Consider the following 26,988-nt stretch of genomic DNA (forward strand, 5'->3'; position numbering starts at 1 on the left):
GTCGCTCAGGCCGGCCGCACGACAATGACCGGGGCGTGCGCCGACTGCACCACCTCCTGGCTGACCGAGCCCAGCAGCATGCCGGTGAAGCCGCCACGGCCGTGGCTGCCCACCACCACCAGCTGAGCCGCCCGCGACTGGTCGATCAGCTGGTCGGCGGGCCGGTCGTCGACCACCACGCGACGCACGGTGACGTCGGGGTAGCGCTCCCGCCAGCCGGCCAGCCGCTCAGCCAGAGCCAATTCGCTCTCCGACGCCAGCACGGCGGTGTCGAGGCCGGGAAAGTCCATCAGCCCGGTGTCGTGCCAGGCATACACCGCGATCAGTTCCACCCCGCGCAGCGATGCCTCTTCGAACGCCAGCGCCGTTGCGGCCTCCGACACCGGCGAGCCGTCGATGCCGACGACCACCGGAGCGGTGTCGGAGCGCTGATGGTCTTCGTGGATGACCGCGACCGCGCAGTCTGCGTGCCGCACCAGTGACGAGCTGACCGAGCCGAGCAGCAGGCGACGCATCCGCCCGTACCCGCGGGACCCGACCACCAGGCGGGCGGCCTCGCGGCTCATGTCGACCAGCATCGGGACGGTGGAACCCACCACGATCTCCGCGGAGACGTGCGTCGCCCCGGCCGCCGCGGCGATCTCGGCGGCCTCACGCAGGTGGCGTTCGCCCTGCTCACGCTGCCATTCGGTGTAGCCGGACGGCATCGGTGTCTCGGGGAACGTCATCACCACCGGGGAGGCCAGCACGTGCACCAGGGTCAGGGGCAGGTTGTGCAGCGCGGCGTCGCGCGCCGCCCAATCGACGGCCGTTGCCGACGACGGCGACCCGTCGACACCGACCAGGATTCCGGAAGTGGACGACATCGGCGCTCTCCTTGCGCTCAGGGACCTGACACCTACCACGCTAATGCCGACGAGGCTGTGGCACCGTGGTGGACATGGTGGGCATGTCGGTCACGGTCGACCCGCGTCGGCATGACGCGGTGCTGTTGCAGCTGGGCCCGGGCTGGGATCCGGCGGCGCTGACCGAGCGCCTGCACCGGGCCCGCGTGCGGGTGGGCACGGTGGCATCCGGGGCCGACCTGGTGCCCGCGGCCGCCGGTTTGGCGGTGCGGCCGGGCCGCGCCGTGGTGATCACCGATTCGGAGGCGGGCGTGGTGGCGGCTCGCAGTGCCGGATTCGCCTTGGTGATCGGGGTGGGGCGCGACGGCGGCGATGCGGTTGTGGACGGCCCGGATGCGGTGGGGGTGCGTCTCGGCGACCGCCCGATGTCGGCCTTGCCGGATGCGATGACGGCCTTGGCCGCCGGAGCGTTGCCCGACCTCGCTCATCCGGCGGTGTTCTTCGACTTCGACGGGACCTTGTCGGATATCGTCGCCGATCCCGACGCGGCCCAACCGGTGGCCGGCGCGGTGGATGCGTTGGCCGCGTTGGCCGCCCGGTGCCCGGTGGCGGTGCTGTCCGGTCGCGACCTGGCCGACGTCCGGGCCCGGGTGGGCCTGGACGGGATCTGGTATGCGGGCAGTCACGGCTTCGAGCTGACCGGTCCGGACGGCGCCCATCACCAGAACGACGCCGCCGCCGATGCGATGCCGGTGTTGGCCGGCGCGGCCGCATCGCTGCGTGACCAACTCAAGATGCCGGGGATCGTGGTGGAGCACAAGCGATTCGCGGTTGCGGTGCACTATCGCAACGCGGCCCGGGACCGCGTCGGCGAGACGATGGCGGCGGTGCGCGATGCCGGCCGGCGCACCGGTCTGCGGGTCACGACCGGCCGGGAGGTGATCGAGCTGCGTCCCGAGATCGACTGGGACAAGGGCCGTACGCTGCACTGGCTACTGGACCGCATGAACGAGGCGACTCCGGTGTCTGCGCCGCTGTTCCTCGGCGACGACATCACCGACGAAGACGCCTTCGACGCGGCGGCGCAGCTCTCGGGTGCCGGAATTGTGGTGCGGCACAACGACGACGGCGACCGCGCGACCGCAGCCCGGTATGCCCTGGACAGCCCGGCACAGGCGGCCGAGTTCACCGCACGACTGGCGAAGCGCCTCAGCGGCGACTGATCAGGGCTGGTATTCCGCCGCGCCGTCATCAAGCACCACTCGCAGGTTGGCGCCGTCCGGGCCGGCGGCCTCGGTGCGGAACACCGCCTTGCCCGGCTCGGTCCGCCAGATGGAGGTGGTCAGCGTCTCGCCCGGGAACACCGGGTCGGTGAACCGTGCCGAGATGGCGCTGACCCGGTTCGCGTCGCCGTCGCCGAGGTCGGCGACCAGCGCGCGGCCGGCGAAACCGTAGGTGCACAGCCCGTGCAGGATCGGCTTGGGGAAGCCGGCCAGGGTGGTGGCGAACCACGGGTCGCTGTGCAGGGGGTTGCGGTCGCCGGAGAGTCGGTACAGCAGCGCCTGATCCTCGCGGGTCACATACGAGATGCGGGAATCCGGATCACGTTCCGGGATTTCCGGGGCGACCGCCCGCTGCCCCGGGGCCCCACCGAAGCCACCGGCCTTGCGGATGACCAAAGTGGTCAGCGTCTCGACCAGGGGTTCGGCGGTCGTGACGTCGGTGCCGCGCGCCCGGAGCACCACGACGGCGTTCTTGCCCTCGCCCTTGTCCTGGATGTCGGCCACCTCGGCCACCACCTGCAGGCTTCCGGCGGGCGGCAGCGGCGCGAACAACCGCACCTGCTGCGAGCCGTGCAGCAGCAGCGCCGGGTTGAAGGTGCCGATCTTGCCGGCGGCCGCGAAGCCCATGCAGCAGATGACGGCGTAGGTGGGCAACACCTGCTGGGCGATACCGTGGCTGTTCTCGGTGGTGAACGCCAAGTCCGCCGTTCCGGCGCCGACCCCCAGCGCGTAGAGCATGGTGTCGCGATCGGTCCATTCGACCCGCACGGGATCGGTGGTCACGCCGATGGCTGTTGGGTCCAGTGCCACGGATTCTCCTTCACGTCGGAGGCGATTTGGTCCCACCATTTCAGCAGAAGGATTCGTGTCGGGGCCATCGATTAGGGCAGGCTGTCGGCATGAGGAAGCACACCGGGAACCGCGTTATCACTGTGGTCGCGATGCTGGCGGCGGCGCTGGCCTGCACTCTGGCGCTGGGTGGCTGTTCCACCACACCGCAACCGCGGATCATGACACTGACGCTGGTCCGCCATGCCGAGTCCGAGGCCAATGCCGCGGGCATCCTGGACACCTCGGTGCCCGGCCCGGGTCTGACCGACAAGGGGCGCGTCCAGGCTCAGGAGATCACAAACCAGCTCTCGGGCAACCGCCACGACGGGGTGTATGCCTCGTCGATGGTGCGTACCCAGCAGACCGCCGCCCCGCTGGCGCGTGAGCTCGGACGTCAGGTGGAGATCCTGCCGGGCCTGCGGGAGATCAACGCCGGCTGGTTCAGCGACAAGCCCGGATCCATGGTCAATTCCGTGTATTGGCTGGCCCCGCAGGCCTGGCTCCACGGTGACCGCAGCGCGACCATTCCCGGCTCCATTGACGGCAATCAGTTCAACGACGAGTTCGGTGCCGCCGTCCAGCAGATGTACGACGCCGGCGACAAGAATCCCGTGGCGTTTTCCCACGGGGCGTCCATCGCCACCTGGACGCTGATGAACGTCCGCAACCCCCGCGACGAGTTGCTGATCGACCACCCGCTGCCCAACATCGCCAAGGTGGTGATCACCGGCAGCCCGACCACCGGCTGGACGCTTGTGGAGTGGGACGGCATTCGCGCGTTCTCCCCCGGCGCGGCTGCGCGGCGGTGATCGGCACCGGCCCGCTGTCGACCCCGCTGTTGACTCCGCTGTTGACGTAGCCCCCACGACCGGTAACCATGACCGGTATGCATTATGTCGTTACCGGCGGTACCGGGTTCATTGGGCGACGCGCGGTGTCCCGACTGTTGGCGACCAGTCCCCAGGCGCAGGTATGGGTGCTGGTACGCCGTGCCTCGCTGAGCCGCTTTGAGACGCTGGCCTCGCAGGAGTGGGGCGAGCGCGTGAAACCGCTGGTCGGCGACCTGGCGGCGCCGAACCTCGGGCTGAACGACACGGCATTAGCCGAACTCGGTGATATCGACCACGTGCTGCACTGTGCGGCCATCTACGACATCACCGCCGGCACGGCCGAGCAGCAGGCGGTCAACGTCGAGGGCACGCGCGCAGTGATCGGGTTGGCGAAGCGACTGGACGCCACGTTGTCGCACATGTCCTCGATAGCGGTGGCCGGAGACTTCGCCGGCGAATTCACCGAAGACGACTTCGACGTCGGCCAACAGCTGCCGACCCCGTACCACCAGACAAAGTTCGAGGCCGAAGCGCTGGTGCGCTCGGCACCGGGACTGCGCTACCGGGTGTTCCGTCCGGCGGTGGTGGTGGGCGATTCCCGCACCGGCGAGATGGACAAAGTCGACGGACCGTATTATTTCTTCCCGCTGCTGGCCAAGCTGGCGGCACTGCCCCGGCTGACCCCGATGGCGGTACCCAACACCGGACGCACCAACGTCGTCCCGGTCGACTACGTCGTCGATGCGCTGGTCGATCTGATGCACGCCGACGGCTTAGACGGGCGCACCTTCCACCTCACCGCGCCGAGGTCGATCGGGCTGCCCGACATCTACCGGGCCATCGCGGCCGAGGCCGGGCTTCCGCCGCTGCGCGCCACGCTGCCCGCCGCGGTGGCGGCCCCGGTGCTCAACGTCGGCGGACGCACCCGGGTGTGGCGCAACATGGTGGCCACCCAACTGGGGCTTCCCGCCGAGGTGCTCGATCTGGTGGAGCTGCGGCCGACGTTCGTCGCCGACGCCACCCGTGCGGCGCTGGGTCAGCGCGTCCGGCTGCCCGAGTTCGGCGACTACGCGCCGAGGCTGTGGCGGTACTGGGCGCAGCATCTGGATCCCGACCGCGCTCGCCGCGACGATCCGGCGGGGCCGCTGGTCGGCCGGCACGTCGTCATCACCGGGGCGTCCAGCGGTATCGGCCGGGCCTCGGCCATCGCGGTCGCCGAGCGCGGCGGCACGGTCTTCGCGCTGGCCCGCAGCGGCTCAGCGCTCGACGAGCTGGTGGCCGAGATCCGGGCCGGCGGGGGGCAGGCGCATGCCTTCACCTGTGACGTGACCGATTCGGCATCGGTGGAGCACACCGTCAAGGACATTCTGGGCCGGTTCGGGCATGTCGACTACCTGGTGAACAATGCCGGCCGGTCCATTCGCCGCTCGGTGGCCAGCTCCACCGAGCGGCTGCACGACTACGAGCGCACGATGGCGGTCAACTACTTCGGTGCGGTGCGCATGGTGCTGGCGTTGCTGCCGCACTGGCGGGAACGGCGGTTCGGCCACGTCGTCAACGTCTCCAGTGAAGGAGTCCTGGCGCACAGTCCGCGCTACAGCGCCTACGTGCCCACCAAGGCGGCGCTGGATGCGTTCGCCGACGTGATCTCGACCGAAACACTTTCCGAGCACATCACCTTCACCACCATCCACATGCCCCTGGTGGCCACTCCGATGATCGCGCCGACGGGCAAGCTGCTCCCGGTCGGGGCGATCAGCGCCGAGCACGCGGCGGCCATGGTGATACGCGGCCTGATCGAGAAGCCGGACCGGATCGACACCCCGCTGGGGACGCTGGCCGAAGCCGGCAACTACTTCACCCCCCGGCTGGCGCGCCGGGTGCTGCACCAGGTCTACCTGGGCTACCCGGACTCGGCCGCGGCGCGCGGTGTGGCACTCCCTGAAACAACCGCTGCGGCACCCAGGACTCGACAGGTAGCACGCAGACCGAAGCGACCGTCGCGGGCGATCCCCCGGGTGCGGGTGCCCCGCCCGGTCAAACGGGCGGTGCGGTTGGTTCCGGGCGTGTACTGGTGAATCTGCTCTCGTGACACTGCCTGTCTTCGCCGACTTCGATACCGGCGTCGACGACGCGGTGGCGCTGGTGTACCTGCTGGCCAGCCCGGATGCCGAGCTTGTCGGGATCGCTGCAACCGGCGGAAACGTTGCGGTGCAGCAGGTCTGTGACAACAACCTGGCTCTGCTGGAACTGTGCGGGGCGACCGGTGTCCCGGTATCTCGCGGCGCCGACGCACCGCGCAGCGGCCCAGTCCACACCGGGCAGAACAGCCACGGCCCGCAGGGGCTGGGGTACGCCGAGCTGCCGCCCGGCACCGGACGGCTCACCGGATACGACGCCGCAACAGCATGGGGCACCGCCGCGCGGGAACACCCGGGACAGTTGATCGGGGTGGCCACCGGCCCGCTGACCAACCTGGCATTGGCGCTGCGAGCCGAACCGGCACTGCCCACGCTGCTGCGTCGGCTGGTGATCATGGGCGGTGCGTTCTCCGGCGAGCGGTCCGCCGGGGCTGAGTTCAACATCGGATTCGATCCGGAGGCGGCCGCCCAGGTGTTCGCGGCATGGGGAGCAGTTGCGCCGCAACGACTCCCGATCGTGTGCGGCCTGGATCTGACCCAGCACGTCGCGATCACTCCGACGATCCTGGCGCGGCTGGCCGGGCCGGCTGAGGACTCGGTGGTCCGGATGCTCCATGACGCGCTGCGCTTCTATTTCGAGGCCCACGAGGCGCGGGGCCACGGCTACCTGGCGTATCTGCACGACCCGCTGGCCGCAGCGGTCGCTCTGGAACCCACGCTCGTGACCACCCGCCCGGCCGCAGTGCGGGTCGCGCTTTCGCCCGATGCGCGCGGGCGAACGATTCCCGACTGGGACGCGCACCGGCCCAACGCGCTGATCGGGGTCGCAGTGGACCCGGCGGTGTTCTTCGACCGGTTCGTGCCACGAGTCGGCGCATTCGCCCGCCGGCGAGGTTGACCCGCCATGCCGCGCCGAGGTTGACCCTCCTGTCCCGCGCCGAGCGTGTAATCACGGCGATTTTCGGGGCGGATTCTCGCCGTGATTGCACGTTCGGCGCAGTGGACCGATGGCGCACCGCCGCACTGGCCCCGCCGAGTCATTCGTAGACCCCCTCCAGGTACCACCGCCGCAGCCGGTAGCACAACAGGAGCGCCTGCCCAGACCCCGCGCTCGGTGACCCACCCGCCAGCAGCACCTGGACCCGGGCGGTGCGCCCCGACCCCGGCCCCTCCCGCTGCGGGTCCCACCACCGTTCGTCGACCAACCAGGGGCCGGCCCACCAGCGCACCTCGTCGTCCCGCCCCCGAGCGACCAGCCACGCCGGGTCGGCGGAGAAGAATCCCCGGCTGCTCACCCGGATCGGATTGCGTTCGGCATCAAGCAGTTCCACGGGATCGTCGAGCAGTACCGCCGGCGACGGCTCGGGGAGCCGGCCGGGCCACGGCTGGCGCGGGTCGGCCAGCGGCACCGGCTCATCCCCCAGCGGGGTCAAGGTGATTCGCTCCGCGGGACCGCGACCACCGGAGAGCACCGGCACCCGGACCGCTTCGGGGCCGAGCAGTCCCTGCACGCGGATCAAGGCGCGCCGGGCCCGTAGCCGGTCCTCCTCACCGGGGCCACCCCAGAGCGGTAACTGCAGTGCCTCGGCCGCCGATGCCACCTCCACCGGTTGCAGCCGTAACAGCGTCACCGGGCCGGTGGGCCGGTCGGCGGCGACACGGCGGTTCAGCCAACCGTCCAGCTGCCAGCGCACCCGATCCGCGGTGGCCTCCTCGGTCAACGGCTCGGCGCACCGCCACACCCGGGTCAGCTCTTCTCCGGTTGCGGTGACGGCGTGAATGGCCAGCCGGGTACAGCCGACGCCGGCGGCCATCAGCGTCCGGTGCAGGGCAGCCGCCAGCGAGCGCCCGGCAAACGCCGCGGCGTCTACCCGCTCGATCGGGGGATCGCACGGCAGCACCGCCTCGAGGTCCGGTTCGGGCTCTCGCCCGGACGGTCCGCGTTGCGGCTCGGCGCGGGCGAACCGGTGCGCGGCGAGCGCGTCCGGGCCGAATCGCGAGGTGACATCCGAACGGGGCAGCGCGGCAAACTGCCCGATGGTCCGAATGCCCAAGCGCCACAGCAAGTCGATCAGAGCGTCCCGGCCCGGTCCGGACAGACTGGGCTCGGCGGCCAGCTGCCGGATCGACAGCGCCGACAAGAACCGGGCGTCTTTCCCGGGCGGCACCACGGCGCCGGCACGCGCGGCGAGCACGGCGGTGGAGAGGCCGTCGGCGATCCCGACCTGGCATTCGACATCGGTCGCGCCGACCGCGTCGATGAGGCGTTCGGCGGCTTGTTCCTCGGAACCGAAGGCCCGCACCGCGCCGCGCACCGACACCACCAGCAGCCCGGGCCGCAACACCTCGGCGGCCGGTATCAACTCGTCCACCGCGGCAAGGACCGGCTCGAACAACCGGGCATCACGATCGGCGTCGGCGGCCACCACGTGCAATGCCGGGCAGCGGGCCGCCGCCTCGCGGCGCCGCAGCCCACGCCGCACCCCCGCCGCGCGAGCGCCCGCCGAGCACGCGATCACCCGGTTGGCCAGGGTGACCGCAACCGGCGCGGTGGGCGGTAACCCCGCTGCGGCCGCCGCGGCGACCGCGGGCCAGTCCATGCACCACAGCGCCAGTACTCGGGAGTCGGGCATGCCAGGACCCGCTAGCCGATCCGGGCCCGCCCGGCCGCCCGCCCAGCGGCCCGCACCTCGAGGCGCACCGCGCCGATCCGGCCGAAGCCGCCAACGGCCGCGCAGCCCGCCATCGGGTGGCCGGTGGTCTCATAACCGCTCACCCGGGCGTCCAGTCGCAGCGCCGACCCCTGCCAGTCACCGCCGGAGACCAGCAGGGCACACCCGCGGTGGCGGGCACGGGCCAGCACGACCCGGGTGCGCGACGGCGGAACGCAGCGGCCGCCCAGGCCGAGCACCACCAGATCCATGCCGTCGATCAGCACCGCGGCCACCTCCACCGGGTCGTTGCCGGGATCCGGGATGACGGCGAGCCGGCTCAGGTCTGCGCCCATCTCCGCCGCGGCCAACAACCCGAGCTCCGGCTGGCCGACGATCGCCGCGTTCCCCCCGGCCGCCGTCACCGTGGCCACCACGCCCAGCGTCAGCGACCGGGCCCCCGAGAGCACCGCCACCGTGCCCCGGGGCAATCCGGCGGGCAGCACCTCGGCCAGCAGCGGCGGAACGGGCAGCACGGCGTCGGCAGCCGGGGCGACCGCAGCCCCCGGGACCGCGACGGGACCCGGCCGGCCGGCACCCACCTTCCCGGACACCGCCGCCATCTGCAGGCGCAGTTGTTTGAGCTGCTCAACACGGTTTTCCGGGATGACATGACGCTCCCCCACGCGCACCGCCGCCGTCATGATCGCCTCCGGCATCGCTCAAATCCGATTCGAAACTATGTTCGATTGACCCGAGTGAACACTCCCCCACCGACAAACGTCAAGCCGGACTTTTCAGCGCTGCACCAACGGCCTCGCAGGCCACATCCGTACCGCGGGGAAGCCGCTGATCTCCCGCTTTGGTACACAATTCAAAACATGTAACACTGTGCCACATGACCCAATCCGTGGAGACCGACGCGGCTACCGATGCCCTGCCCCTGGGACCACAGTCCCTGGTATGGCGCTACTTCGGCGACAACCGGATGTTCCTGATCGGGCCGCGCCCGGCAGTGCTGCAGAACATGCTCGCCGAGCTCGGCCAGGGCGTGCTGGACCACTCGGTGTTCTTCGCCGACACCGCTGCCCGCATCAAACGCTCGCTGCCGCCGATCTTCATGACCGTCTACGGCGAGGAGTCCGACAACTCCGGCCTGCAGGTGCGCGACTTCCACCACAGCATCAAGGGCAATATGCCCGACGGGAGCCGGTATCACGCGCTGGATCCCGAGACCTACTTCTGGGCGCACGCCACCTTCGTCGAGCAGGTGCTGTACTTCGCCGACACCTTCGTCAAACGGCTCACCCCGGACGAGAAGGAGCGGATCTACCTCGAGTCGAAGACCTGGTATCGCCGCTACGGCGTCAGCGACCGGGTGATGCCGGCCGACTACGCCGAATTCGAGCGCTACTGGAACCAGATGCTGGACAAGGTTCTCGTCGCCCACCCGACCGCCAAGTACGGAGTCGGCTACGTCACCAAGGGTTTCCCTTGCCCCAAGGGGGTGCCGCCGGCGCTGTGGCGGGCGATCTCGGTGATCTTCAATCCGATCGCGGCGTTTCTCACCACCGGCGGCATGCCGCCGAGCACCCGCGCCCAATTGGGCCTGCCCTGGAGCGACCGGCAGGAGCGGCGCTATCAGCGGTTCGCCGCGGTCTGCCGATCGCGGCCGGTCAACTGGGCATGGGATCATTTGCCGATGCGACTGCGCTACAACAAGTTCGCCTATGCCGGCTACGCCCGGGGCTGACCCGGCGACCACCGCCATCCTCGACGCCGCGGTCGTCGAGTTCGAACAGCACGGCTTCCGCCGGGTGGCCCTGGACGACGTGGCTCGCCGCGCCCGGGTCAGCCGCACCACCATCTACCGCCGGTTCGCCGGCCGCGACGAACTGGTCGCCGCGGTCATCGACCGGGAGAACGCCGCGCTCTACGCCGATATCGCAGCCGAGCTGAAAACCTCTGGCGCCCAGTCAAACTACTATGTCGAGGCATTCACCTCGGCGATCATGCAGTTTCGCCGGCATCGGGTTCTCAACCGGATGATCACCGACGAGCCGGCGCTGGCGCTGGAACTGGGACGGCGGCACTACGGCGCGATCGTGGAACGGATGTCCGAGGCACTGCAGGTGATCTTCCCGGCCGGTTTCGCCGAGCGCATCGGCCCGCAGGTGGTCACCGATCTGGCCGACACCATCCTGCGCTACGCGGCGATGGCGCTGTTGCTGCCCTCACGCGAACCGCTGGACTCCGCCGAGGACATCCGCAGATTCGCGACGCTGCATTTCCTGCCGAGCCTTCCCGCGGCGCTGCGCTCCACACCGATCTAGCGGTCTCCCCCGCCTCAGATCGCCGCACCGACTCCCATCGCGGCGGCCACCTCAGGCATGTAGCGCTGCGCGAGCAGGGTCGCGACGGCCTCCACCTCATCGGTCAGTGGATACATGTGGCGATATTGCAGAACTTGTTTGCCGATCAGCCCGAGCCGCTCGGTGAAGGTCGGCGTGCGGCCCGGATCCAGCAACGGGCTGTTGAACGGCGCGCAGTCGGAACGCTGAAACTCGAAGGCGGCGCTGATCCGCGGCGCGGCTCCCAGGCGGCTGCCGCGCCCGCCCCAGTGCAGGACTGCCTGATTCCAGGCGAACATGGTGCCCGCCGTGGCCGGCAGCGCCCGAATGTCCTGAAGATTGCGGACGATCGTGTTGTCCGGTCCGTCCCAGCGCCGCTCGACGAAGCGATCGTCGAGATGGGCGGGCAGCATGTACATGCACCCGTTGAGCGGGGTGGCATCGGTGAACGGCAGCCACACGGTCAGCGTCCGCGGCGAGTTGTCGTCATCGAGGGTCTCGATCACCCGGTCGCGATGCGGGCCCCAGCCCACGGCGTTGTCGCTGGGGTTGACGTGCCAGACCCAGAAGTCGGGCAACGCCTGATACCCCTGGCCCAGAACGCTGGTCAGGAACTCCGAAAGCCCCTGGAAAGCCAGCCACAGCTCGTCGTAGACGAAGGCGAAGGGCAGTGGGATCCCCTGCCGGAACAGCGTGGCGACGGTCCTGCGAATAGGCGCGATGGCCGCTTCGGGAAAGGCGTCGGGGACCTGGACGTAGCCCTCCCGCTTCAAGTTGGCCAGCTGGGTGTCGAGCTCGCCGACCGCGACGGACGGGCCGGGACCCCCGGTTTCGATCGACATCTCCGGGCACAGCTGCGCCCAGAATTCGCGACGCTGGGCTTCCTCAGCCGAAAGCAGAGCAATCATCGTGGCTACTCCCACTCAATAGTGCCGGGTGGTTTGCTGGTGATATCCAACACCACCCGGTTGACCTCGGCCACCTCGTTGGTGATCCGGGTGGAAATCCGCTCGAGCACCTCGTAGGGAACCCGAGTCCAGTCGGCGGTCATGGCGTCCTCACTGGACACCGGCCGCAGCACGATCGGATGGCCGTAGGTACGGCCGTCGCCCTGCACCCCCACCGAACGGACATCGGCCAAAAGCACCACCGGGCACTGCCAGATCTGGTGGTCCAGGCCCGCGGCGGTCAACTCCTCGCGGGCTATCGCGTCGGCCTGCCGCAGCGTCGCCAGCCGCTGGGCGGTGACCTCGCCGACAATCCGGATACCCAGCCCGGGGCCCGGGAAGGGTTGGCGAGCAACGATTTCCTCCGGCAGTCCCAGCTCACGACCGACCGCGCGCACCTCGTCTTTGAACAGCAGCCGCAGCGGCTCGACGAGGCTGAACTTCAGGTCGTCGGGCAGCCCACCGACGTTGTGGTGACTCTTGATGTTGGCGGTGCCGGCGCCACCGCCGGATTCCACCACGTCGGGATACAGCGTGCCCTGCACCAGGAACTCGACGTCGTGGTCGCCCAACGTGTCTCGCACCGCACCTTCGAACGCCCGGATGAACTGGCGCCCGATGATCTTTCGCTTGCCCTCCGGGTCGGACACCCCGCTCAGCGCCTCCAGGAACACCGTTGCGGCGTCCACGGTGACCAGCTTGGCTCCCGTCGCCAGGACGAAGTCGTTCTGCACCTGCTCGCGTTCGCCGGCCCGCAGCAGCCCATGATCGACGAACACACAGGTCAGCCGGTCGCCGATGGCACGCTGCACCAGTGCCGCGGCCACCGCGGAGTCCACCCCGCCGGAGAGCCCGCAGATGGCGTGGCCCTCGCCGATCTGTTCGCGCACCTGCTCGATCAGCGCATCGGCGATGTTGGCGGGCGTCCAGGACGCGTCGATGCCGGCGAACTCGTGCAGGAACCGGTTGAGCACACGCTGGCCGTACGGGGTGTGCAGCACTTCGGGGTGGTACTGCACCCCGGCCAGCCGGCGGGCACGGTTCTCGAACGCGGCCACCGGCGCACCGGCGGTGCGAGCCGCCACGGTGAACCCCTGCGGCGGTTGGGTGACCGCGTCGCCATGGCTCATCCATACCGGCTGGGTGGCCGGCAGGCCCGCGTGCAGCTCGCCTGCGGTCACCGTCAGCTCGGTGCGGCCGTACTCACTGGTGCCGGTGCGCTCCACGGTGCCGCCGAGTGCGGCCGCCATGGCCTGGAAGCCGTAGCAGATCCCGAACACCGGAATGTCGAGGTCGAACAGCGCCGGATCGAGCTGAGGGGCGCCCTCGGCGTAGACGCTGGCGGGTCCGCCGGACAGCACGATGGCCAGCGGATCGCGCGCAGCGATCTCCTCGACGGTCGCGGTGTGCGGGACCACTTCGGAGAACACCCGCGCTTCGCGGACCCGGCGGGCGATCAGTTGGGCGTATTGCGCGCCGAAGTCGATGACCAACACGGGGCGCGACGAGGGTGACGACACCGCACGGAGTCTAGTGGCGGTTAGAGTCAACGAACCAACGGCGCGCATGGCGGGAATGGAGATACACCGCTAGCGGAAGGAGATCGCCGCATCATCCGAACGCAGAACACGGTGCTGGGCCTGCCCGAGACGGTGCGAGCCTGCTTGTTCGACCTCGACGGCGTGCTCACCGATACCGCAAGCGTGCACACCCGCGCCTGGAAGGCCATGTTCGACGCCTACCTGGCGGCGCGTGCCCGGCGCACCGGCGGCGCATTCACGCCGTTCGACCCAGACAGCGATTACCGGCGCTTCGTCGACGGCCGGAAACGCGACGACGGGGTGCGCGCGTTCCTGGCCAGCCGCGGCATCACGCTGCCCGACGGCACCGACGACGACCCGTCGGACGCCGAGACCGTGCACGGGCTGGGCAACCGCAAGAACGAGGCGTTCCAGCTGACGCTGCGGGCCGACGGGGTGGAGGTGTTCGAGGGGTCCCGGCGCTACCTGGCGGCGGTCACCGCCGCGGGCCTGGCCACCGCGGTGGTGTCGGCCAGCGCCAATGCCGGTGAGATTCTGGCGCTGACCGGTCTTGACAAGTTCATCGGCCAACGAGTCGACGGCGTGACCCTGCGCACCGAACACATCGCGGGCAAACCCGCCCCCGATTCGTTCCTGCGGGCCGCGCAGCTGCTGGGCGTCACTCCCGCGGCGTGCGCGGTGTTCGAGGATGCGCTGGCGGGCGTGGCGGCCGGGCGGGCCGGCGGGTTCGGCTTCGTGGTGGGCGTCGACCGCGTGGGCCAGCGCGACGACCTGCTGAGCCATGGCGCCGACGTGGTCGTCACCGATCTGGAGGAACTGTTGTGAGAGAGCGCCGATGATCCCGCAGGACTACTTCCCGATCGAGCCGTGGCAGATCCGCGAGACCCGGCTCGACCTGGACCTACTCGGACAGACCGAGTCGCTGTTCGCGCTGTCCAACGGACACATCGGTCTGCGTGGCAACCTCGACGAGGGCGAACCGCACGGCATGCCCGGCACCTACCTGAACTCCTTCTACGAGGTGCGCCCGCTGCCGCACGCCGAGGCCGGTTACGGCTACCCGCAGGCCGGGCAGACCGTCGTCGACGTGACCAACGGCAAGATCATCCGGCTGATGGTCGACGACGAGCCCCTGGATGTCCGCTACGGGGAGCTGATCGATCACCAGCGCATCCTGGACATGCGCGCAGGCACTCTGACCCGCCACATCCACTGGCGCTCACCGGCGAAAAAGCAGGTCAAGGTGCACTCGACTCGGCTGGTGTCGCTGGCCCATCGCGGCGTCGCGGCGATCGAATACGTCGTCGAGGCGGTCGACGAGTTCGTCCGGGTCACCGTGCAGTCGGAGCTGGTCGCCAATGAGGACCAGCCCCCGACCTCCGATGACCCCCGGGTGGCGGCCATCCTGGAGAACCCGCTGGAGGCCGTCGAACGCGAGAACAACAACACCGGCGCGGTGCTGGTGCACCGCACCCGTGCGAGCGGACTGATGATGGCCGCGGCCATGGACCACGAGGTCGAGGTGCCCGGCCGGGTCCAGGTCACGACCATCACGATCCCCGACGTGGCGGCAACCACCATCGTGTGCGGGCTACGCCCGGGGCAGAAGCTGCGCATCGTCAAGTACCTGTCCTACGGCTGGTCCAGTGAACGATCCCGGCCGGCGCTGCGCGACCAGGCCATCGCCGCGCTGACCGGTGCCCGCTACAGCGGCTGGCAGGGGCTGCTCGACGCCCAGCGGGCATACCTCGACGAGTTCTGGGACGGCGCCGACGTCGAAGTCCACGGCGATCCGGACTGCCAGCAGGCGGTCCGCTTCGCGCTGTTCCATCTGCTGCAGGCCAGCGCCCGCGCCGAACGCCGCGCCATCCCCAGCAAGGGGCTGACCGGCACCGGTTATGACGGCCACACCTTCTGGGACAGCGAGAGCTTCATCCTGCCGGTGCTGATCTACACCGCTCCGCAGGCCGCCGCCGACGCGCTGCGCTGGCGGGCGACCACCCTGGACCTCGCGCGTGGGCGAGCCGCCGAGCTGGGGCTGGCCGGGGCGGCTTTCCCGTGGCGGACCATCCGAGGCCAGGAATGCTCCGGGTACTGGCCCGCGGGCACCGCCGCCTGGCACATCAACGCCGACATCGCAGCGGCGTTCGAGCAGTACCGGGTGGTCACCGGCGACAGCACCGTCGAGCAGGAATGCGGGCTGGCCGTGCTGGTCGAGACGGCGCGGCTCTGGCGATCGCTGGGTCACCACGACCGGCACGGGGTGTGGCACCTGTCCGGGGTCACCGGACCCGACGAGTACACCGCCGTCGTGCGGGACAACGTGTTCACCAACCTGATGGCCGCCCACAACCTGCGCACCGCCGCCGACGCCTGCGCCCGCCACCCCGATGCCGCCCACGAGCTGGGGGTCACCACCGAGGAGATGGCCGGCTGGCGCGACGCCGCCGAGGCCGCACACATCCCCTACGACGAGGAGCTGGGGGTGCACCCGCAGTGCGAGGGCTTCACCTCGGCCGCCGAATGGGACTTCGAGAACCACAACGCCTACCCGCTGCTGCTCAACGAGCCCTACGTACGGCTGTACCCGGCGCAGGTGGTCAAGCAGGCCGATCTTCTGCTGGCCATGCAGTGGCGCAGCCACGCGTTCACCGCTGAGCAGAAAGCCCGCAACGTCGATTACTACGAACGGCGCACCGTGCGGGACTCGTCGCTGTCGGCGTGCACCCAGGCGGTGATGTGCGCCGAGGTGGGGCACTTGGAGTTGGCCCACGACTACACCTACGAGACGGCGTTCATCGATCTGCGCGACCTGCACGACAACACCCGCGACGGCCTGCACCTGGCGGCGCTGGCCGGGGCCTGGCTGGCTCTGGTGGCCGGGTTCGGCGGCCTGCGTGAGGACACCGGCGTGCTGGCGCTGGACCCCGCACTGCCCGACGGGATATCACGGCTGCGGTTCCGGTTGCGCTGGCACGGATTTCGGGTGACGGTCGACGCCAGCCACAACGAGGTCACCTACACCCTGCGCGACGGCCCCGACGGGCGGCTGATGATCAACCATGCCGGCCAGGACGTCGAACTGAACACTCAGTCCCCGACGACGCTGCCGGTCCGCCGCCGCGAGCCGCTGTTGCCCACCCCGGTCCAGCCGCCCGGCCGCGCACCGACGCACCGCCGGGAGGTCGCGCGCTGATACCTCAGGCGATACCGGCGGACCAGCGCAGCGCACCCTTGGCGTGATCGGGCACCGCCGGGTTCTTCGGCGCGATCGGTTCCAGCCGCCGGTAGGGCTCGCCCTGGGCAGGCCGCAGATCGACCTCGTCCTTGTTGGGCCACAACGACGCGGCCCGCTCGGCCTGCGCGGTGATCGACAGTGAGGGATTGACACCGAGGTTGGCCGACACCGCCGCGCCGTCCATCACCGCCAGGGTCGGGTAGCCGTACACCCGCTGGTAGGGGTCGATGACACCGTGTTCGGGGCTGTCCCCGATCGCGGCGCCGCCCAGGAAGTGCGCGGTGAGCGGGATGTTGAACAACTCTCCCCAGGTGCCCCCGGCCACTCCGTCGATCTTGGCGGCGATCCGGCGGGTGACCTCGTTGCCGACCGGAATCCAGCTCGGGTTCGGCTCGCCGTGGCCCTGCTTGCTGCTGTAGCGGCGCAGGCCCAGCCGGCCACGTCTGGTGAACGTGGTGATCGAGTTGTCCAGATGCTGCATCACCAGGGCGATCACCGTGCGCTCACTCCACCGTCGCGGGTTGAGCAGTCGCAGGATGTGGCGCGGGTCTTCGCCGGCCTGGTCCAGCAGCTGTCTCCAGCGCGGCACATCGGTGCCTTGCGGGCCGGTGCCGTCGGTCATCAGGGTCTGCAGCAGCCCCATGGCATTCGAGCCCTTGCCGTAGCGCACCGGTTCGACATGGGTATCGGCGGTGGGATGAATCGAGGACGTGATCGCAACGCCGTGAGTCAGGTTCAGCTCCGGGTTGACGTTCAACGTTGCCGCACCCACGATCGATTCGGAGTTGGTGCGAGTGAGCACCCCCAGCTTGTCGGACAGCTTCGGCAGCTTGCCCCGGTCGCGCATCTTGAACAGCAGCCGCTGGGTGTTGTAGGTGCCGGCCGCCAGGATCAGGTGGCGCGCGGTGAAAGTCTTGCGTCGCCGCGCAAGTCCAGGACCGGTGCGCACCGTCTGCACTCGCCACAGCCCGTCGGCATCCTGCTCGAACGCCGTCACGGTGGTCATCGGATGCACTTGTGCGCCGGCGGACTCCGCGAGGTAGAGGTAGTTCTTCACCAAGGTGTTCTTGGCGCCCCATCGGCAGCCCGTCATGCACTCGCCGCATTCGAGGCAGCCGGTGCGTTTCGGACCGGCGCCGCCGAAGTACGGGTCGGCCACCGTCTTGCCCGGCGCCTTGCCCCCGCGGGCGCCGTCCGGGCCGAAGAACACGCCGACCGGGGTGGCCACGAAGGTGTCACCGACCCCCATCTCGTCGGCGACCTCCTTGACGATGCGGTCGGCGTCGGTGAACGTCGGGTTCTTGACCACACCGAGCATCCGCTGCGCCTGGTCGTAGTGCGGCATCAACTCGGCGCGCCAGTCGGTGATGTGTGCCCACTGCTTGTCGGCGAAGAAGGGTTCCGGCGGCACATAGAGGGTGTTGGCGTAATTCAGCGAGCCGCCGCCGACTCCGGCACCGGCCAGCACCATCACGTTGTTGAGCAGATGGATGCGCTGAATGCCATAGCAGCCCAGCTTCGGCGCCCACAGGAATTCCCGCAGGTGCCAGGAATTCTTGGCGAAGTCCTCATCGGCGTAGCGGCGTCCCGCTTCCAGAACGCCTACGCGGTACCCCTTCTCGGTCAGCCGCAGCGCACTCACGCTGCCGCCGAAACCCGAGCCGATGATCAGGACGTCGTAGTCAGGTCGGCTATCCAACTCCATAACACCCCAGTATGGACCTACTGGCGGGTAACCGGGCCGGGTAGGCCGCGAATCTCACTCGGACCGCCGGTCAGGAACCGACGGTCAGCCCCACCTTCTGGAATTCCTTGAGATCGCAGTAGCCGGCCTTGGCCATCGAGCGGCGCAGCCCGCCGACCAGGTTAAGCGAGCCGAACGGGTCGTCGGAGGGCCCCTCGAGAACCTGCTCGAGGCTGGGGCGCTCGCCGTAGGCGAACTGCATCAGCGCACCGCGCGGCAGCGACGGGTGGGCGGCAGCCGACGGCCAGTACCAGCCGTCGCCCTGCGCCTCGGCCGCGGCGGTCAGCGGCGTGCCCAGCACGACTGCGTCGGCGCCGCAGGCGATCGCCTTGGCCAGGTCGCCGGAGGTGTGGATATCGCCGTCGGCGAGCACATGCACGTAGCGTCCGCCGGTCTCGTCGAGGTATTCGCGGCGCGCGGCGGCCGCATCGGCGATCGCCGTGGCCATCGGCACCGAGATGCCCAGCACCTCATCGGACGTGGTCACTCCGGAGGTGGAGCCGTAGCCGACGATCACCCCGGCAGCGCCGGTCCGCATCAGGTGCAGCGCGGTGCGATGGTCGATCACCCCGCCTGCCACCACCGGGATGTCCAGCTCGGAGATGAAGGTCTTCAGGTTGAGCGGTTCGCCGGCCCCGTCGCGATCCACCGCGACCCGCTCGGCGGAGATGATGGTGCCCTGGATAACCAGCAGGTCGACCCCGGCCGCCACCAGCGCGGGGGTCAGCGCCGCGGCGTTCTGCGGACTTACCCGTACCGCGGTGGTCACTCCGGCCTCGCTGATGCGCGCTACCGCGGCGCCGAGCAGCTCGGGGTCCAAGGGGGCGGCGTGCAACTGCTGCAGCAGCCGGATCGCCGCCGAGGGCTCGGGTTCCTTGGCGGCGGCCTCGATCACCTGGGCGATCTTGGCTTGCACGTCGGCGTGCCGGCCGATGAGACCCTCGGCGTTGAGCACGCCCAGGCCGCCGAGCCGGCCCAGCTCGACGGCGAACTCCGGGGAGACCAGCGCATCGGTGGGGTGGGCCAGCACCGGCATCTCGAACCGGTAGGCGTCCAGCTGCCAGGCGGTGGACACGTCCTTGGAGGAGCGGGTACGCCGGGACGGCACGATGTTGATGTCTTCGAGCTCATAGGTGCGACGGGCGGTGCGGCCCATGCCGATCTCAACCATGTCACGCATGCGGGGTCACCCTTATCTTTCCGCGAAACCGACATTCTGCAGCACAAGCACGGGTGGCGACCCGCAAAACGTCGGTTTCGGCGCTTAACGCACGTAGTAGTTCGGCGCTTCGACGGTCATGGTGATGTCGTGCGGGTGGCTTTCCTTCAAGCCGGCGGCGGTGATCCGCACGAACTGCGCCTGCTGCAACTGTTCGATGGTGGCCGAACCGGTGTAACCCATCGCCGCCCGCAGCCCGCCGGTGAGCTGGTGGATGACGGTGCTCAGCGGCCCCCGGAACGGCACCCGGCCCTCGATGCCCTCGGGCACCAGCTTGTCCTCGGAGAGCGCGTCGTCCTGGAAGTAGCGGTCCTTGGAGTAGGACTTGGCGCCGCCCCGGCCCTGCATGGCGCCCAGCGAACCCATGCCGCGGTAGCTCTTGAACTGCTTGCCGTTGACGAAGATCAGGTCGCCGGGCGATTCGGCGGTGCCGGCCAACAGCGAGCCCAGCATCGTCGTCGACGCGCCGGCCGCCAGCGCCTTGGCGATGTCACCGGAGTACTGCAGCCCGCCGTCGGCGATCACCGGCACTCCGGCCGGGGCACAGACGGCCACTGCCTCCATGATGGCGGTGATCTGCGGGGCACCTACCCCGGCGACCACCCGGGTGGTGCAGATTGAGCCGGGGCCCACCCCGACCTTCACCGCGTCGGCACCGGCTTCGACCAGCGCGGCGGCTCCCCCGCGGGTGGCGACGTTACCGCCGACCACCTCGACGCGCTCACCGACTTCGGCTTTGAGCTTGCCGACCATGTCGAGCACACCGCGGTTGTGGGCATGGGCGGTGTCGACGATCAAGACGTCGACACCGGCGTCCACCAGGGTCATGGCCCGCACCCAGGCATCGTCGCCGACGCCGACCGCGGCCCCGACCAGCAGCCGGCCATCGCTGTCCTTGGTGGCCAGCGGGTGCTGTTCGGTCTTGACGAAGTCTTTGACCGTGATCAGCCCGGTCAGCTTCCCGCGGCCGTCGACGATCGGCAGCTTCTCGATCTTGTGCCGGCGCAGTAGGCCCAGCGCGGCCTCGGCGGAGACGCCCTCCTGCGCGGTGATCAGTGGCGCCTTGGTCATCACCTCGGCGACCGGCTTGTTCTGGTCGACCTCGAAGCGCATGTCCCGGTTGGTGATGATCCCGACCAGAGAGCCGTTGTTGTCGACGACGGGCAGCCCGGAGATCCGGAAGCGGGCGCACAGCGCGTCCACCTCGGCCAGGGTGTTCTCCGACGTGCAGGTCACCGGGTCGGTCACCATCCCCGCCTCGGATCGCTTCACCGTCTCCACCTGGCCGGCCTGCTCGGCGACCGGCAGATTGCGGTGCAGCACGCCCATGCCGCCGGCACGGGCCATCGCAATCGCCATGCGCGCCTCGGTGACGGTGTCCATCGCGGAGCTGACCAGCGGCACCCTGAGCGCAATGTTGCGGGTGAGCCGGCTGGCGGTGTCCGCGGTAGCCGGCACCACATCGGAGGCCGCCGGGAGCAGCAGCACATCGTCGAAGGTCAGCCCCAGCATGGCGATCTTCGGGGACTGGCCGTCGAGCGCACCGCCGGCGTACACCGCGTCATCGATCGGTCCGGCGGCGTACTGGCCGGTCATTTGGGCACTGACTTCCGGTTTGGACAACCAACGGCCATCTGGGAGCCTCCACTACAAAGCCGGGGTGAGAAGACCATCCTAATCGCGGCGCGCCGGCGCCTTCGCCCGCCACCAACTTGACCGCCGCGCGGGGTGTGCCGCCACCTGCCGCTGGCGTTCGGTCATGGCGACTGCGTACCCTGAGGGGCGTGCGTGACCACCTGCCACCCGGTTTGCCGCCGGACCCGTTCGCCGACGATCCTCACGACCCGTCTGCCGCGCTGGACGCCGTCGAACCGGGCCAGCCGCTGGATCCGCAGGAGCGCAGTGCGGTCGAGGCAGACCTCGCCGATCTGGCGGTCTACGAAGCATTGCTGGCCCACAGGGGAATTCGCGGCCTGGTGGTGTGTTGCGACGACTGCCAGCAGGATCACTACCACGATTGGGACATGCTGCGCGCCAACCTGCTGCAGCTGCTCATCGACGGCACCGTCCGCCCGCACGAGCCGGCCTACGACCCCGAGCCCGACAGCTACGTGACGTGGGACTACTGCCGCGGCTACGCCGACGCGTCGCTCAACGGGGCGACCTCGGAAGCCGACGGCTACCGCTGATCACCGCGGCTGCCAGTTCCCGCCCCGGTGGCCCACCAGCCCCGCGGCGTCTTCACGCAGCTCCCGCAGTTCCGCAGCGGTCCACCTAGGGCTGCCGATGTCGGCCAGCATGCAGGCCAGCGCCCACCTCAACGGCACCAGCCCCAGCCGCCCGGTCTCTGCGATCGCGTCCTCGGCCACCACCCGCGCCCGGTCGACGTTGCCCGCGCAGCACAGCGCCCCGGCCAGCACCACCTGACTTTTCACCCGGTGTCGCGCCATGCCGTCGCCGACGAGCGCCGCGGCCCGCTCGGCATTGCGCACCGCGGCCGGCCCATCGCCGGTGACCATCGCCAGTTCCGCGGCCACCCAATGCCGGCGGACCGCCAGGCGCGGCGGCGCGGCGGCCGACTCGGGGGCCAGCCGGGCCAGCAGTGCGGCCGACGCCGCAAACCGCCCGACACCCAGGGCGTCGGCCGCCAACCCCACCAGCGCGTCGGCACGGGCGACGGGATCGTCGCCGGCCAGTGCCAATGCCCGGCCGTCGAAGCCGCGGGCCAGATCGTGCCCGCCGAGTTGGCGCAGGAAAGAACCGCGGGTGCTATTGGCCTGGGAGGCCAGCGGCCCCGCCGGAACCGCGCGTAACAATGCGTTCAGATCGGCAGCGGCGCTGGCGTACCGACCCTGGCCGCCGGCGGCGACGGCACGCAACCACCGCTGCCGGGGATTGGCCGCTTCAGGCAAGGGCCAGCAGCCCGGTTCGTCTCCGAAGGCGGCTGCTGCCAGAACAGCTTCTGAGTCCTCGATCATCGCTGGGCGACGTTACGCGCAGGTGACATACCTTCACCAATCCACAGAATGCGGAATAACATCCACTCTCACGGAATGTCCACTCGTTTAGGCCAGCCTTTCTTAATCCTCGCGTAGGTATTACTTCAGATCGTTTGGTTACCGTCCCCACGGCGCCGGAATTCTGCCGGCGCTGTTTTACGCGCAGCACCTGAAGATAACGCTCGCCAGGCCGTCCTCCGTGAGACCCGGCCCGACCAGCGTTTGGAGAGGGGTTCCCCATGCCACAGGTTGAGCAGTTGCCGGGCCGCAACGCGGACGTATGGGATTGGCAGCTCCGCGGAGCGTGTCGGGGAGTCGACTCGTCGGTGTTCTTCCCGCCCGACGGAGAACGGGGCCGTGCGCGGGCACAGCGGGAACAGAATGCCAAAAAGTGGTGCCGCGCTTGCCCGGTGCTCGAGCAGTGCCGCGCGCACGCGCTCGCCGTGGGCGAACCCTATGGCATCTGGGGCGGCATGTCCGAAGCCGAGCGGCACGCGGCGTTGCGCTGCAACTTGCGGCCCAGCGGCTAACTACTTCCCCGACCGGTGCGGCGGCGTCACGTCCGCGGCCCGTGGGTATCCCCGAGCAGCCCCCGGAATTTCCCGGGGGCTGTTCGCCCCCCGGCAATGCGGGTGGATCGGTCGCGTCTCGGCGAAGCGTGCACCGCCCCGCGCGCACGTCGTCCCGACGCCGACCGCGGCGACGGCACCGGCCAAAACGTTCGCACCACACGGCGCGGCTACCGCGCCGTGTGGTGCGAACGTCAGCTCAGCCGTGCGGCGCCTCGGATATTTTGCTGTCCGGTTTGCCCAGGGTCTTGCAGTAGGTCGACACCGACAGCCGCGTTGCCGAGACCTCCAGCGCGGCCGGATCGGTGCCACTGCGGTCTTTGAGCATCTTGGTTATCTCGTCGTCCTGCTTCTTCTCGTCGTGATCGACGAAGTCCTTGCATCGGGTGTCGCCGCCGGTGTTGATCACCTCAGAGGCCGAACACGCACCGGAGAACATGACTCCCAGCGCAAGGGCTGCCAACGCAACATTTTTCATCATGGCGGCTCCTTACACCTCGCGCCCGAAGACTCGCAGCAGCCAGAGCAGAATGACCGCTCCCAGGACCGCGGTGAACAAGGTGAACCACCAGCCGCCGCTCGCGGTGTCGACGACGAAACTGAGCAGGAATCCCCCGATCAGGGCTCCGACGACACCCACGACTACATCGGTGAGCAGGCCATACTTGGTTTTCATCACAATGCCCGCGATCCAGCCGGCAATAGCGCCGATCACGATATAGCCGATCCACCCCACACTGGTCAACGTTGTGGAACGTGCCAGGAATTCGGTGGCCGCCATTGCGTCCATGGTGATCTCCTTTTCAACACCCTGAGCGCCGCAGTGGTCGGCGCCGCGGTGGATTGATACCCCATTTCGTCGGTGGCTAATCACCGGTCACTTGAGTGTGTCCGGACGGGGCCAAAAAATGAATTGATAATCAATGCAATGCATTCGCCACCCCGGGTGCGGTGTTGACAAAGATGTTCCGCGGGAGCTGTCCGGGACGTCCTGAGCAGTGTTCGCGGTGTTACTCGGCGACCTCGGGCAGGTGGTAGGCGAAGGACTTCTCCTGGCGCTGCTTCATCTTCTCCAGGCACTGGTGGTGTTTGCGGGCGTGATAGGCCAGGGGGAAGTAGGTGAGCCGGTCGGGCAGCACGCGGTAAGCGATCCGAATGACGGTGTAGACACGGGTGAGTTTGCGCTCTTCCGCCGGGCTCCAGCCGACACCGAGCTTCGCGCGCAGCCGTGGGTCCAGCAGCCCGACCACCGACAGGTAGTTGAACCGCATCACCGGCCGCAGAGCGGTCCGAATCAGCGGCGCCATCAATTTCGGCACCTTCGGGGGCAGCTCGGTGGTACCGGCCTGCAGGTCGGCGAGCAAACGCAGCGCCTCGGGCGTACCGCGCAATGTGCCGACCATGCGCTCGAAGTAATCGGCCATTTCCCGCTGCGACTCGGGGTAACCCCGCATTGGCACGTGCAGCAGCCGGGCCAACCTGCGGTTGTCGCGCAGCAGTTCGTCCTTTTCGGCGTCGGTGAACTCGCGGCCGATCAATAAGCGGCCCGCCTGGGCGTTGATGATGTAAGCGGTGGCGATCACCCACTGATAGGCCTCCGGGTTCAAGGCGCTGATCTGCTTGCCGGTTTCGGCGCTTTTCATGGTGATCGGCTTGTGCAGCGCCCGGACCCGGTCCCCTTCGGCCCTGGCCTCCGTTCCGCCGTAGGTCCAGCGCAACACCGAGTCGACGGACCGGATCGCCCGGCCGGCCGAATCGCCGTGGAAGGCCGCCGAATAGCGGCCGGTGACCTCGGCGATGATCGGATGCATGGCCTGCATCATGAACGCCGCGCCCTCCAGGATCAGGTAGGTCCAGCGACCGGTGTGCTCGGCGGCCAGCGAATCCGGCGGAACCAGCTCGATCTCCGCGCGCTCCTCGAGGTCGGCGGCCGGCCGGTCGGCCTGGAGATCGGGCGTGGAGGTCATTGGCGTCCCCTGTCGTCGACGTGCTGGCGCGCCGACGCTAATGTGCACATACGGTCGCATACAAGTCGCGTTAGGAACTTTGGTGAACCCAAGTAATCCCAGTTCAAAGCGTCGAAAATCACCACAGCAGGCGCGCTCCCGTGAGATGGTCGCAAAAATAGTGGCGTCGACGACCGCCCTGCTGCACCGTCATCCGCCCGAGGAGATCACCACCAATCTGATCGCCGAGACGGCCGATATCAGCAAGGGCTCGATCTACCAGTATTTCGCGAACAAGGAGCAGATCATCGATGCCGCGGTGGAGCGGCTGGCCGCCGAACAGGCGCCCGCGATCGAGGGCATGCTCCGGGCGATCACCCTGGACCGGCCGGCCGCGGCGATGGAGGCGTCGATCGACATCCTCATCGACTACACGATCGCCAACCGCCGGCTGATCCGCTATCTGGCCCAGCGGCCCGACAACCTGCGGGCCTTCGCGAACGTCTCCGGGCTCAACGCCACCCTGCTGGCGATGACCACCCTGCACATGAGCCACTACCGCAGCCACTACCGCGGCGAACTGAGCCCGAGCGCGCTGGCCTGGTTGTTCTTCAACATGGCCGTGGCGACCACGATGCGCTACATCGAGTCCGACGATCCCATCTCGCTCGACGAGCTGCGCGCCGGCCTGAAGTTCGCCTCGACCGGCCTGCTGGCCAGTTCCGGCTAGGGTCAGCCCGCGCCCGCGGCGATCACCTCGTTGACCTCGACGGCCCGCTCGGCCATTTCGGCATGCGCCCTGTCGAGGGATTCGGCCTGGTCCTCGTCGGCCTTCATCAGCGCGTCGATGTCGAATCCGGCCATGTCGAGCACCCCCATGTCCCGGAACGCCTTGCGCACCTTGGGTCCCCACAACCCGATGTCCTTGACGATCGGCACGATCCGGCTGAACAGATGTGAGCGGAACTGAATCATCAGCGGTGACGCGTCGACCCACTCGGCGCACTCCTTGACGTTCATGCCCAGGGTTTCGAACACCTCTTCACCACGGAACCGGTCGCGCATCAGATAGCACGCGTCCACCACGAACTCTTCGCGCTCGTCGCGTTCTGCCTCGGTCAGTGCAGAGTAGTAGTCCTTCAAGGAGATTCGCCCGAACGCGACGTGCCTTGCCTCATCCTGCATGACGTAGGCCAAGATCTGCTTGGCCAGCGAGCCCTCCGCCGACACGTCACGCAGCACGCCGAACGCGGCCAGCGCAAGCCCCTCGATGAGGACTTGCATGCCCAGATAGGGCATGTCCCAGCGTGAATCGCGCAACGTGTCGTCCAGCAGGGCGGTCAGGTGCGTGTTGATCGGGTAGACCATCTCGGCCTTGTCCTGCAAGAACCGTGAGAAGGCCTCGACGTGCCGGGCCTCGTCCATGGTTTGGGTGGCCGCGTAGAACTTCGCATCCAAGTCCGGAACGACCTCGACGATCTTGGCCGCGCACACCATCGCGCCCTGCTCGCCGTGCAGAAACTGCGAGAACTGCCAGGACTGATGGTGCTGGCGCATCTCGGCGCGACGCGCCTCGTCTGCGGCGTCCCACATGGGGCTGCCGAACAGCGGATGGAAGTCGTCCGGCAACCCGAGCGGATTCATCGGGTCGACGTCTTGGTTCCAGTCGATGCGCGACTGGGCATCCCACTGCTTGTCCTTGCCCTTTTGGTACAGCGACAGGAGCCGTGACCGCCCCCCGTCGTATTCCCACGTGAAGCACGCGTCGCCGGCGCTGGCGGCCTGCCACGAATAGGGTTCGGGCACCGTCGTGTATTTATCCCTCGTGGTCATGAGCTGCCGCCTTCTTGCCG

25 protein-coding genes are annotated in these 26,988 nt (G+C 69.0%); 11 read left to right on the plus strand and 14 right to left on the minus strand.

Translation table 11 applies throughout. The annotated features are described in order from the left end of the window. Positions 1-5: 5 nt before the first annotated feature. Positions 6-866 (minus strand): universal stress protein, encoded by an 861-nt coding sequence (locus G6N14_RS13010; protein WP_085135163.1) that lies wholly within the window; start codon positions 864-866, stop codon positions 6-8. Positions 867-949: 83 nt separating this feature from the next. Here G6N14_RS13010 and otsB point away from each other — a divergent pair, with 83 nt between their 5' ends. Next, complete coding sequence (gene otsB, locus G6N14_RS13015) at positions 950-2,068, plus strand: trehalose-phosphatase (protein WP_085135263.1); 1,119 nt, start codon at positions 950-952, stop codon at positions 2,066-2,068. Here otsB and G6N14_RS13020 read toward each other — a convergent pair whose 3' ends face one another. Then, a complete protein-coding gene (locus tag G6N14_RS13020; protein WP_085135164.1) occupies positions 2,069-2,938 on the minus strand; it encodes a MaoC/PaaZ C-terminal domain-containing protein in 870 nt (289 codons plus the stop codon). Positions 2,939-3,027: 89 nt separating this feature from the next. Between G6N14_RS13020 and G6N14_RS13025 the strand changes: the two genes are divergently transcribed. From G6N14_RS13025 to G6N14_RS13035, 3 genes are all read left to right on the plus strand, one after another. Beyond that, a complete protein-coding gene (locus G6N14_RS13025; RefSeq protein ID WP_085135165.1) occupies positions 3,028-3,768 on the plus strand; it encodes a histidine phosphatase family protein in 741 nt (246 codons plus the stop codon). Between the two features lie 77 nt (positions 3,769-3,845). Further along, complete coding sequence (locus G6N14_RS13030) at positions 3,846-5,867, plus strand: SDR family oxidoreductase (protein WP_085135264.1); 2,022 nt, start codon at positions 3,846-3,848, stop codon at positions 5,865-5,867. A gap of 10 nt (positions 5,868-5,877) precedes the next feature. After that, positions 5,878-6,828 (plus strand): nucleoside hydrolase, encoded by a 951-nt coding sequence (locus G6N14_RS13035; protein ID WP_085135166.1) that lies wholly within the window; start codon positions 5,878-5,880, stop codon positions 6,826-6,828. Between the two features lie 139 nt (positions 6,829-6,967). On the opposite strand, the gene G6N14_RS13040 is transcribed toward G6N14_RS13035, so the two are convergent. Both G6N14_RS13040 and G6N14_RS13045 read right to left on the minus strand, forming a co-directional pair. Further along, on the minus strand, positions 6,968-8,563 hold the full coding sequence (locus G6N14_RS13040) for a DNA polymerase Y family protein (RefSeq protein WP_085135167.1): 1,596 nt from the start codon (positions 8,561-8,563) through the stop codon (positions 6,968-6,970). An 11-nt stretch (positions 8,564-8,574) separates the two neighbouring features. Continuing rightward, positions 8,575-9,285 carry a DnaE2-dependent mutagenesis accessory factor ImuA' gene (locus tag G6N14_RS13045; protein WP_085135265.1) on the minus strand — a complete coding sequence of 237 codons (711 nt, stop codon included), beginning with the start codon at positions 9,283-9,285 and terminating at the stop codon, positions 8,575-8,577. 194 nt (positions 9,286-9,479) lie between these two features. Here G6N14_RS13045 and G6N14_RS13050 point away from each other — a divergent pair, with 194 nt between their 5' ends. Continuing rightward, the gene (locus G6N14_RS13050) at positions 9,480-10,334 is read left to right on the plus strand and encodes an oxygenase MpaB family protein (protein ID WP_085135168.1); all 855 of its coding nucleotides are present in this window, start codon (positions 9,480-9,482) and stop codon (positions 10,332-10,334) included. Continuing rightward, positions 10,312-10,914, plus strand: a complete 603-nt coding sequence (locus tag G6N14_RS13055; protein WP_085135169.1) for a TetR/AcrR family transcriptional regulator — start codon at positions 10,312-10,314, stop codon at positions 10,912-10,914. Before G6N14_RS13050 ends, G6N14_RS13055 begins: the two co-directional genes overlap by 23 nt. A gap of 14 nt (positions 10,915-10,928) precedes the next feature. Here G6N14_RS13055 and G6N14_RS13060 read toward each other — a convergent pair whose 3' ends face one another. Further along, positions 10,929-11,840, minus strand: coding sequence for a phytanoyl-CoA dioxygenase family protein (locus tag G6N14_RS13060; RefSeq protein ID WP_085135170.1), 912 nt, complete (start codon positions 11,838-11,840; stop codon positions 10,929-10,931). A 5-nt stretch (positions 11,841-11,845) separates the two neighbouring features. Beyond that, on the minus strand, positions 11,846-13,399 hold the full coding sequence (gene guaA / locus G6N14_RS13065; RefSeq protein ID WP_085135171.1) for a glutamine-hydrolyzing GMP synthase: 1,554 nt from the start codon (positions 13,397-13,399) through the stop codon (positions 11,846-11,848). Between the two features lie 111 nt (positions 13,400-13,510). On the opposite strand from guaA, the gene G6N14_RS13070 reads away from it, so the two are divergent. Both G6N14_RS13070 and G6N14_RS13075 read left to right on the plus strand, forming a co-directional pair. Then, the gene (locus G6N14_RS13070; protein ID WP_085135172.1) at positions 13,511-14,245 is read left to right on the plus strand and encodes a beta-phosphoglucomutase family hydrolase; all 735 of its coding nucleotides are present in this window, start codon (positions 13,511-13,513) and stop codon (positions 14,243-14,245) included. A 10-nt stretch (positions 14,246-14,255) separates the two neighbouring features. Next, entirely contained in the window at positions 14,256-16,616 is a 2,361-nt protein-coding gene (locus G6N14_RS13075; protein WP_085135173.1) for a glycoside hydrolase family 65 protein, read from the plus strand. Positions 16,617-16,620: 4 nt separating this feature from the next. Here G6N14_RS13075 and G6N14_RS13080 read toward each other — a convergent pair whose 3' ends face one another. From G6N14_RS13080 to guaB, 3 genes are all read right to left on the minus strand, one after another. Beyond that, positions 16,621-18,363: a GMC family oxidoreductase gene (locus G6N14_RS13080; RefSeq protein ID WP_085135174.1), complete on the minus strand. Its 1,743-nt coding sequence runs from the start codon at positions 18,361-18,363 to the stop codon at positions 16,621-16,623. A 70-nt stretch (positions 18,364-18,433) separates the two neighbouring features. Continuing rightward, positions 18,434-19,582, minus strand: coding sequence for a GuaB3 family IMP dehydrogenase-related protein (locus G6N14_RS13085; protein WP_085135175.1), 1,149 nt, complete (start codon positions 19,580-19,582; stop codon positions 18,434-18,436). A gap of 84 nt (positions 19,583-19,666) precedes the next feature. After that, the gene (guaB, locus tag G6N14_RS13090) at positions 19,667-21,133 is read right to left on the minus strand and encodes an IMP dehydrogenase (protein ID WP_207569388.1); all 1,467 of its coding nucleotides are present in this window, start codon (positions 21,131-21,133) and stop codon (positions 19,667-19,669) included. Positions 21,134-21,405: 272 nt separating this feature from the next. On the opposite strand from guaB, the gene G6N14_RS13095 reads away from it, so the two are divergent. Beyond that, positions 21,406-21,810: a DUF5319 domain-containing protein gene (locus G6N14_RS13095; protein ID WP_046189125.1), complete on the plus strand. Its 405-nt coding sequence runs from the start codon at positions 21,406-21,408 to the stop codon at positions 21,808-21,810. On the opposite strand, the gene G6N14_RS13100 is transcribed toward G6N14_RS13095, so the two are convergent. Beyond that, positions 21,811-22,599: a hypothetical protein gene (locus G6N14_RS13100; protein WP_085135177.1), complete on the minus strand. Its 789-nt coding sequence runs from the start codon at positions 22,597-22,599 to the stop codon at positions 21,811-21,813. It lies immediately after the preceding gene. 260 nt (positions 22,600-22,859) lie between these two features. Here G6N14_RS13100 and G6N14_RS13105 point away from each other — a divergent pair, with 260 nt between their 5' ends. After that, positions 22,860-23,150 (plus strand): WhiB family transcriptional regulator, encoded by a 291-nt coding sequence (locus tag G6N14_RS13105; protein ID WP_085126524.1) that lies wholly within the window; start codon positions 22,860-22,862, stop codon positions 23,148-23,150. Between the two features lie 238 nt (positions 23,151-23,388). Here G6N14_RS13105 and G6N14_RS13110 read toward each other — a convergent pair whose 3' ends face one another. The 3 genes from G6N14_RS13110 to G6N14_RS13120 all read right to left on the minus strand — a co-directional run bounded on the left by G6N14_RS13110 (position 23,389) and on the right by G6N14_RS13120 (position 25,156). After that, positions 23,389-23,670, minus strand: a complete 282-nt coding sequence (locus G6N14_RS13110; RefSeq protein ID WP_085135178.1) for a hypothetical protein — start codon at positions 23,668-23,670, stop codon at positions 23,389-23,391. Between the two features lie 9 nt (positions 23,671-23,679). Next, the gene (locus G6N14_RS13115; protein ID WP_085135179.1) at positions 23,680-23,979 is read right to left on the minus strand and encodes a GlsB/YeaQ/YmgE family stress response membrane protein; all 300 of its coding nucleotides are present in this window, start codon (positions 23,977-23,979) and stop codon (positions 23,680-23,682) included. A 220-nt stretch (positions 23,980-24,199) separates the two neighbouring features. Further along, positions 24,200-25,156, minus strand: coding sequence for an oxygenase MpaB family protein (locus tag G6N14_RS13120; RefSeq protein WP_085135180.1), 957 nt, complete (start codon positions 25,154-25,156; stop codon positions 24,200-24,202). Positions 25,157-25,301: 145 nt separating this feature from the next. Between G6N14_RS13120 and G6N14_RS13125 the strand changes: the two genes are divergently transcribed. Continuing rightward, positions 25,302-25,865: a TetR/AcrR family transcriptional regulator gene (locus G6N14_RS13125; RefSeq protein ID WP_085135181.1), complete on the plus strand. Its 564-nt coding sequence runs from the start codon at positions 25,302-25,304 to the stop codon at positions 25,863-25,865. Positions 25,866-25,867: 2 nt separating this feature from the next. On the opposite strand, the gene G6N14_RS13130 is transcribed toward G6N14_RS13125, so the two are convergent. Continuing rightward, positions 25,868-26,968, minus strand: a complete 1,101-nt coding sequence (locus G6N14_RS13130; RefSeq protein WP_085135182.1) for a ferritin-like domain-containing protein — start codon at positions 26,966-26,968, stop codon at positions 25,868-25,870. Positions 26,969-26,988: the final 20 nt, after the last annotated feature.

Origin of the sequence: Mycolicibacter hiberniae (assembly GCF_010729485.1) — a bacterium.
GTDB lineage: Bacteria > Actinomycetota > Actinomycetes > Mycobacteriales > Mycobacteriaceae > Mycobacterium > Mycobacterium hiberniae.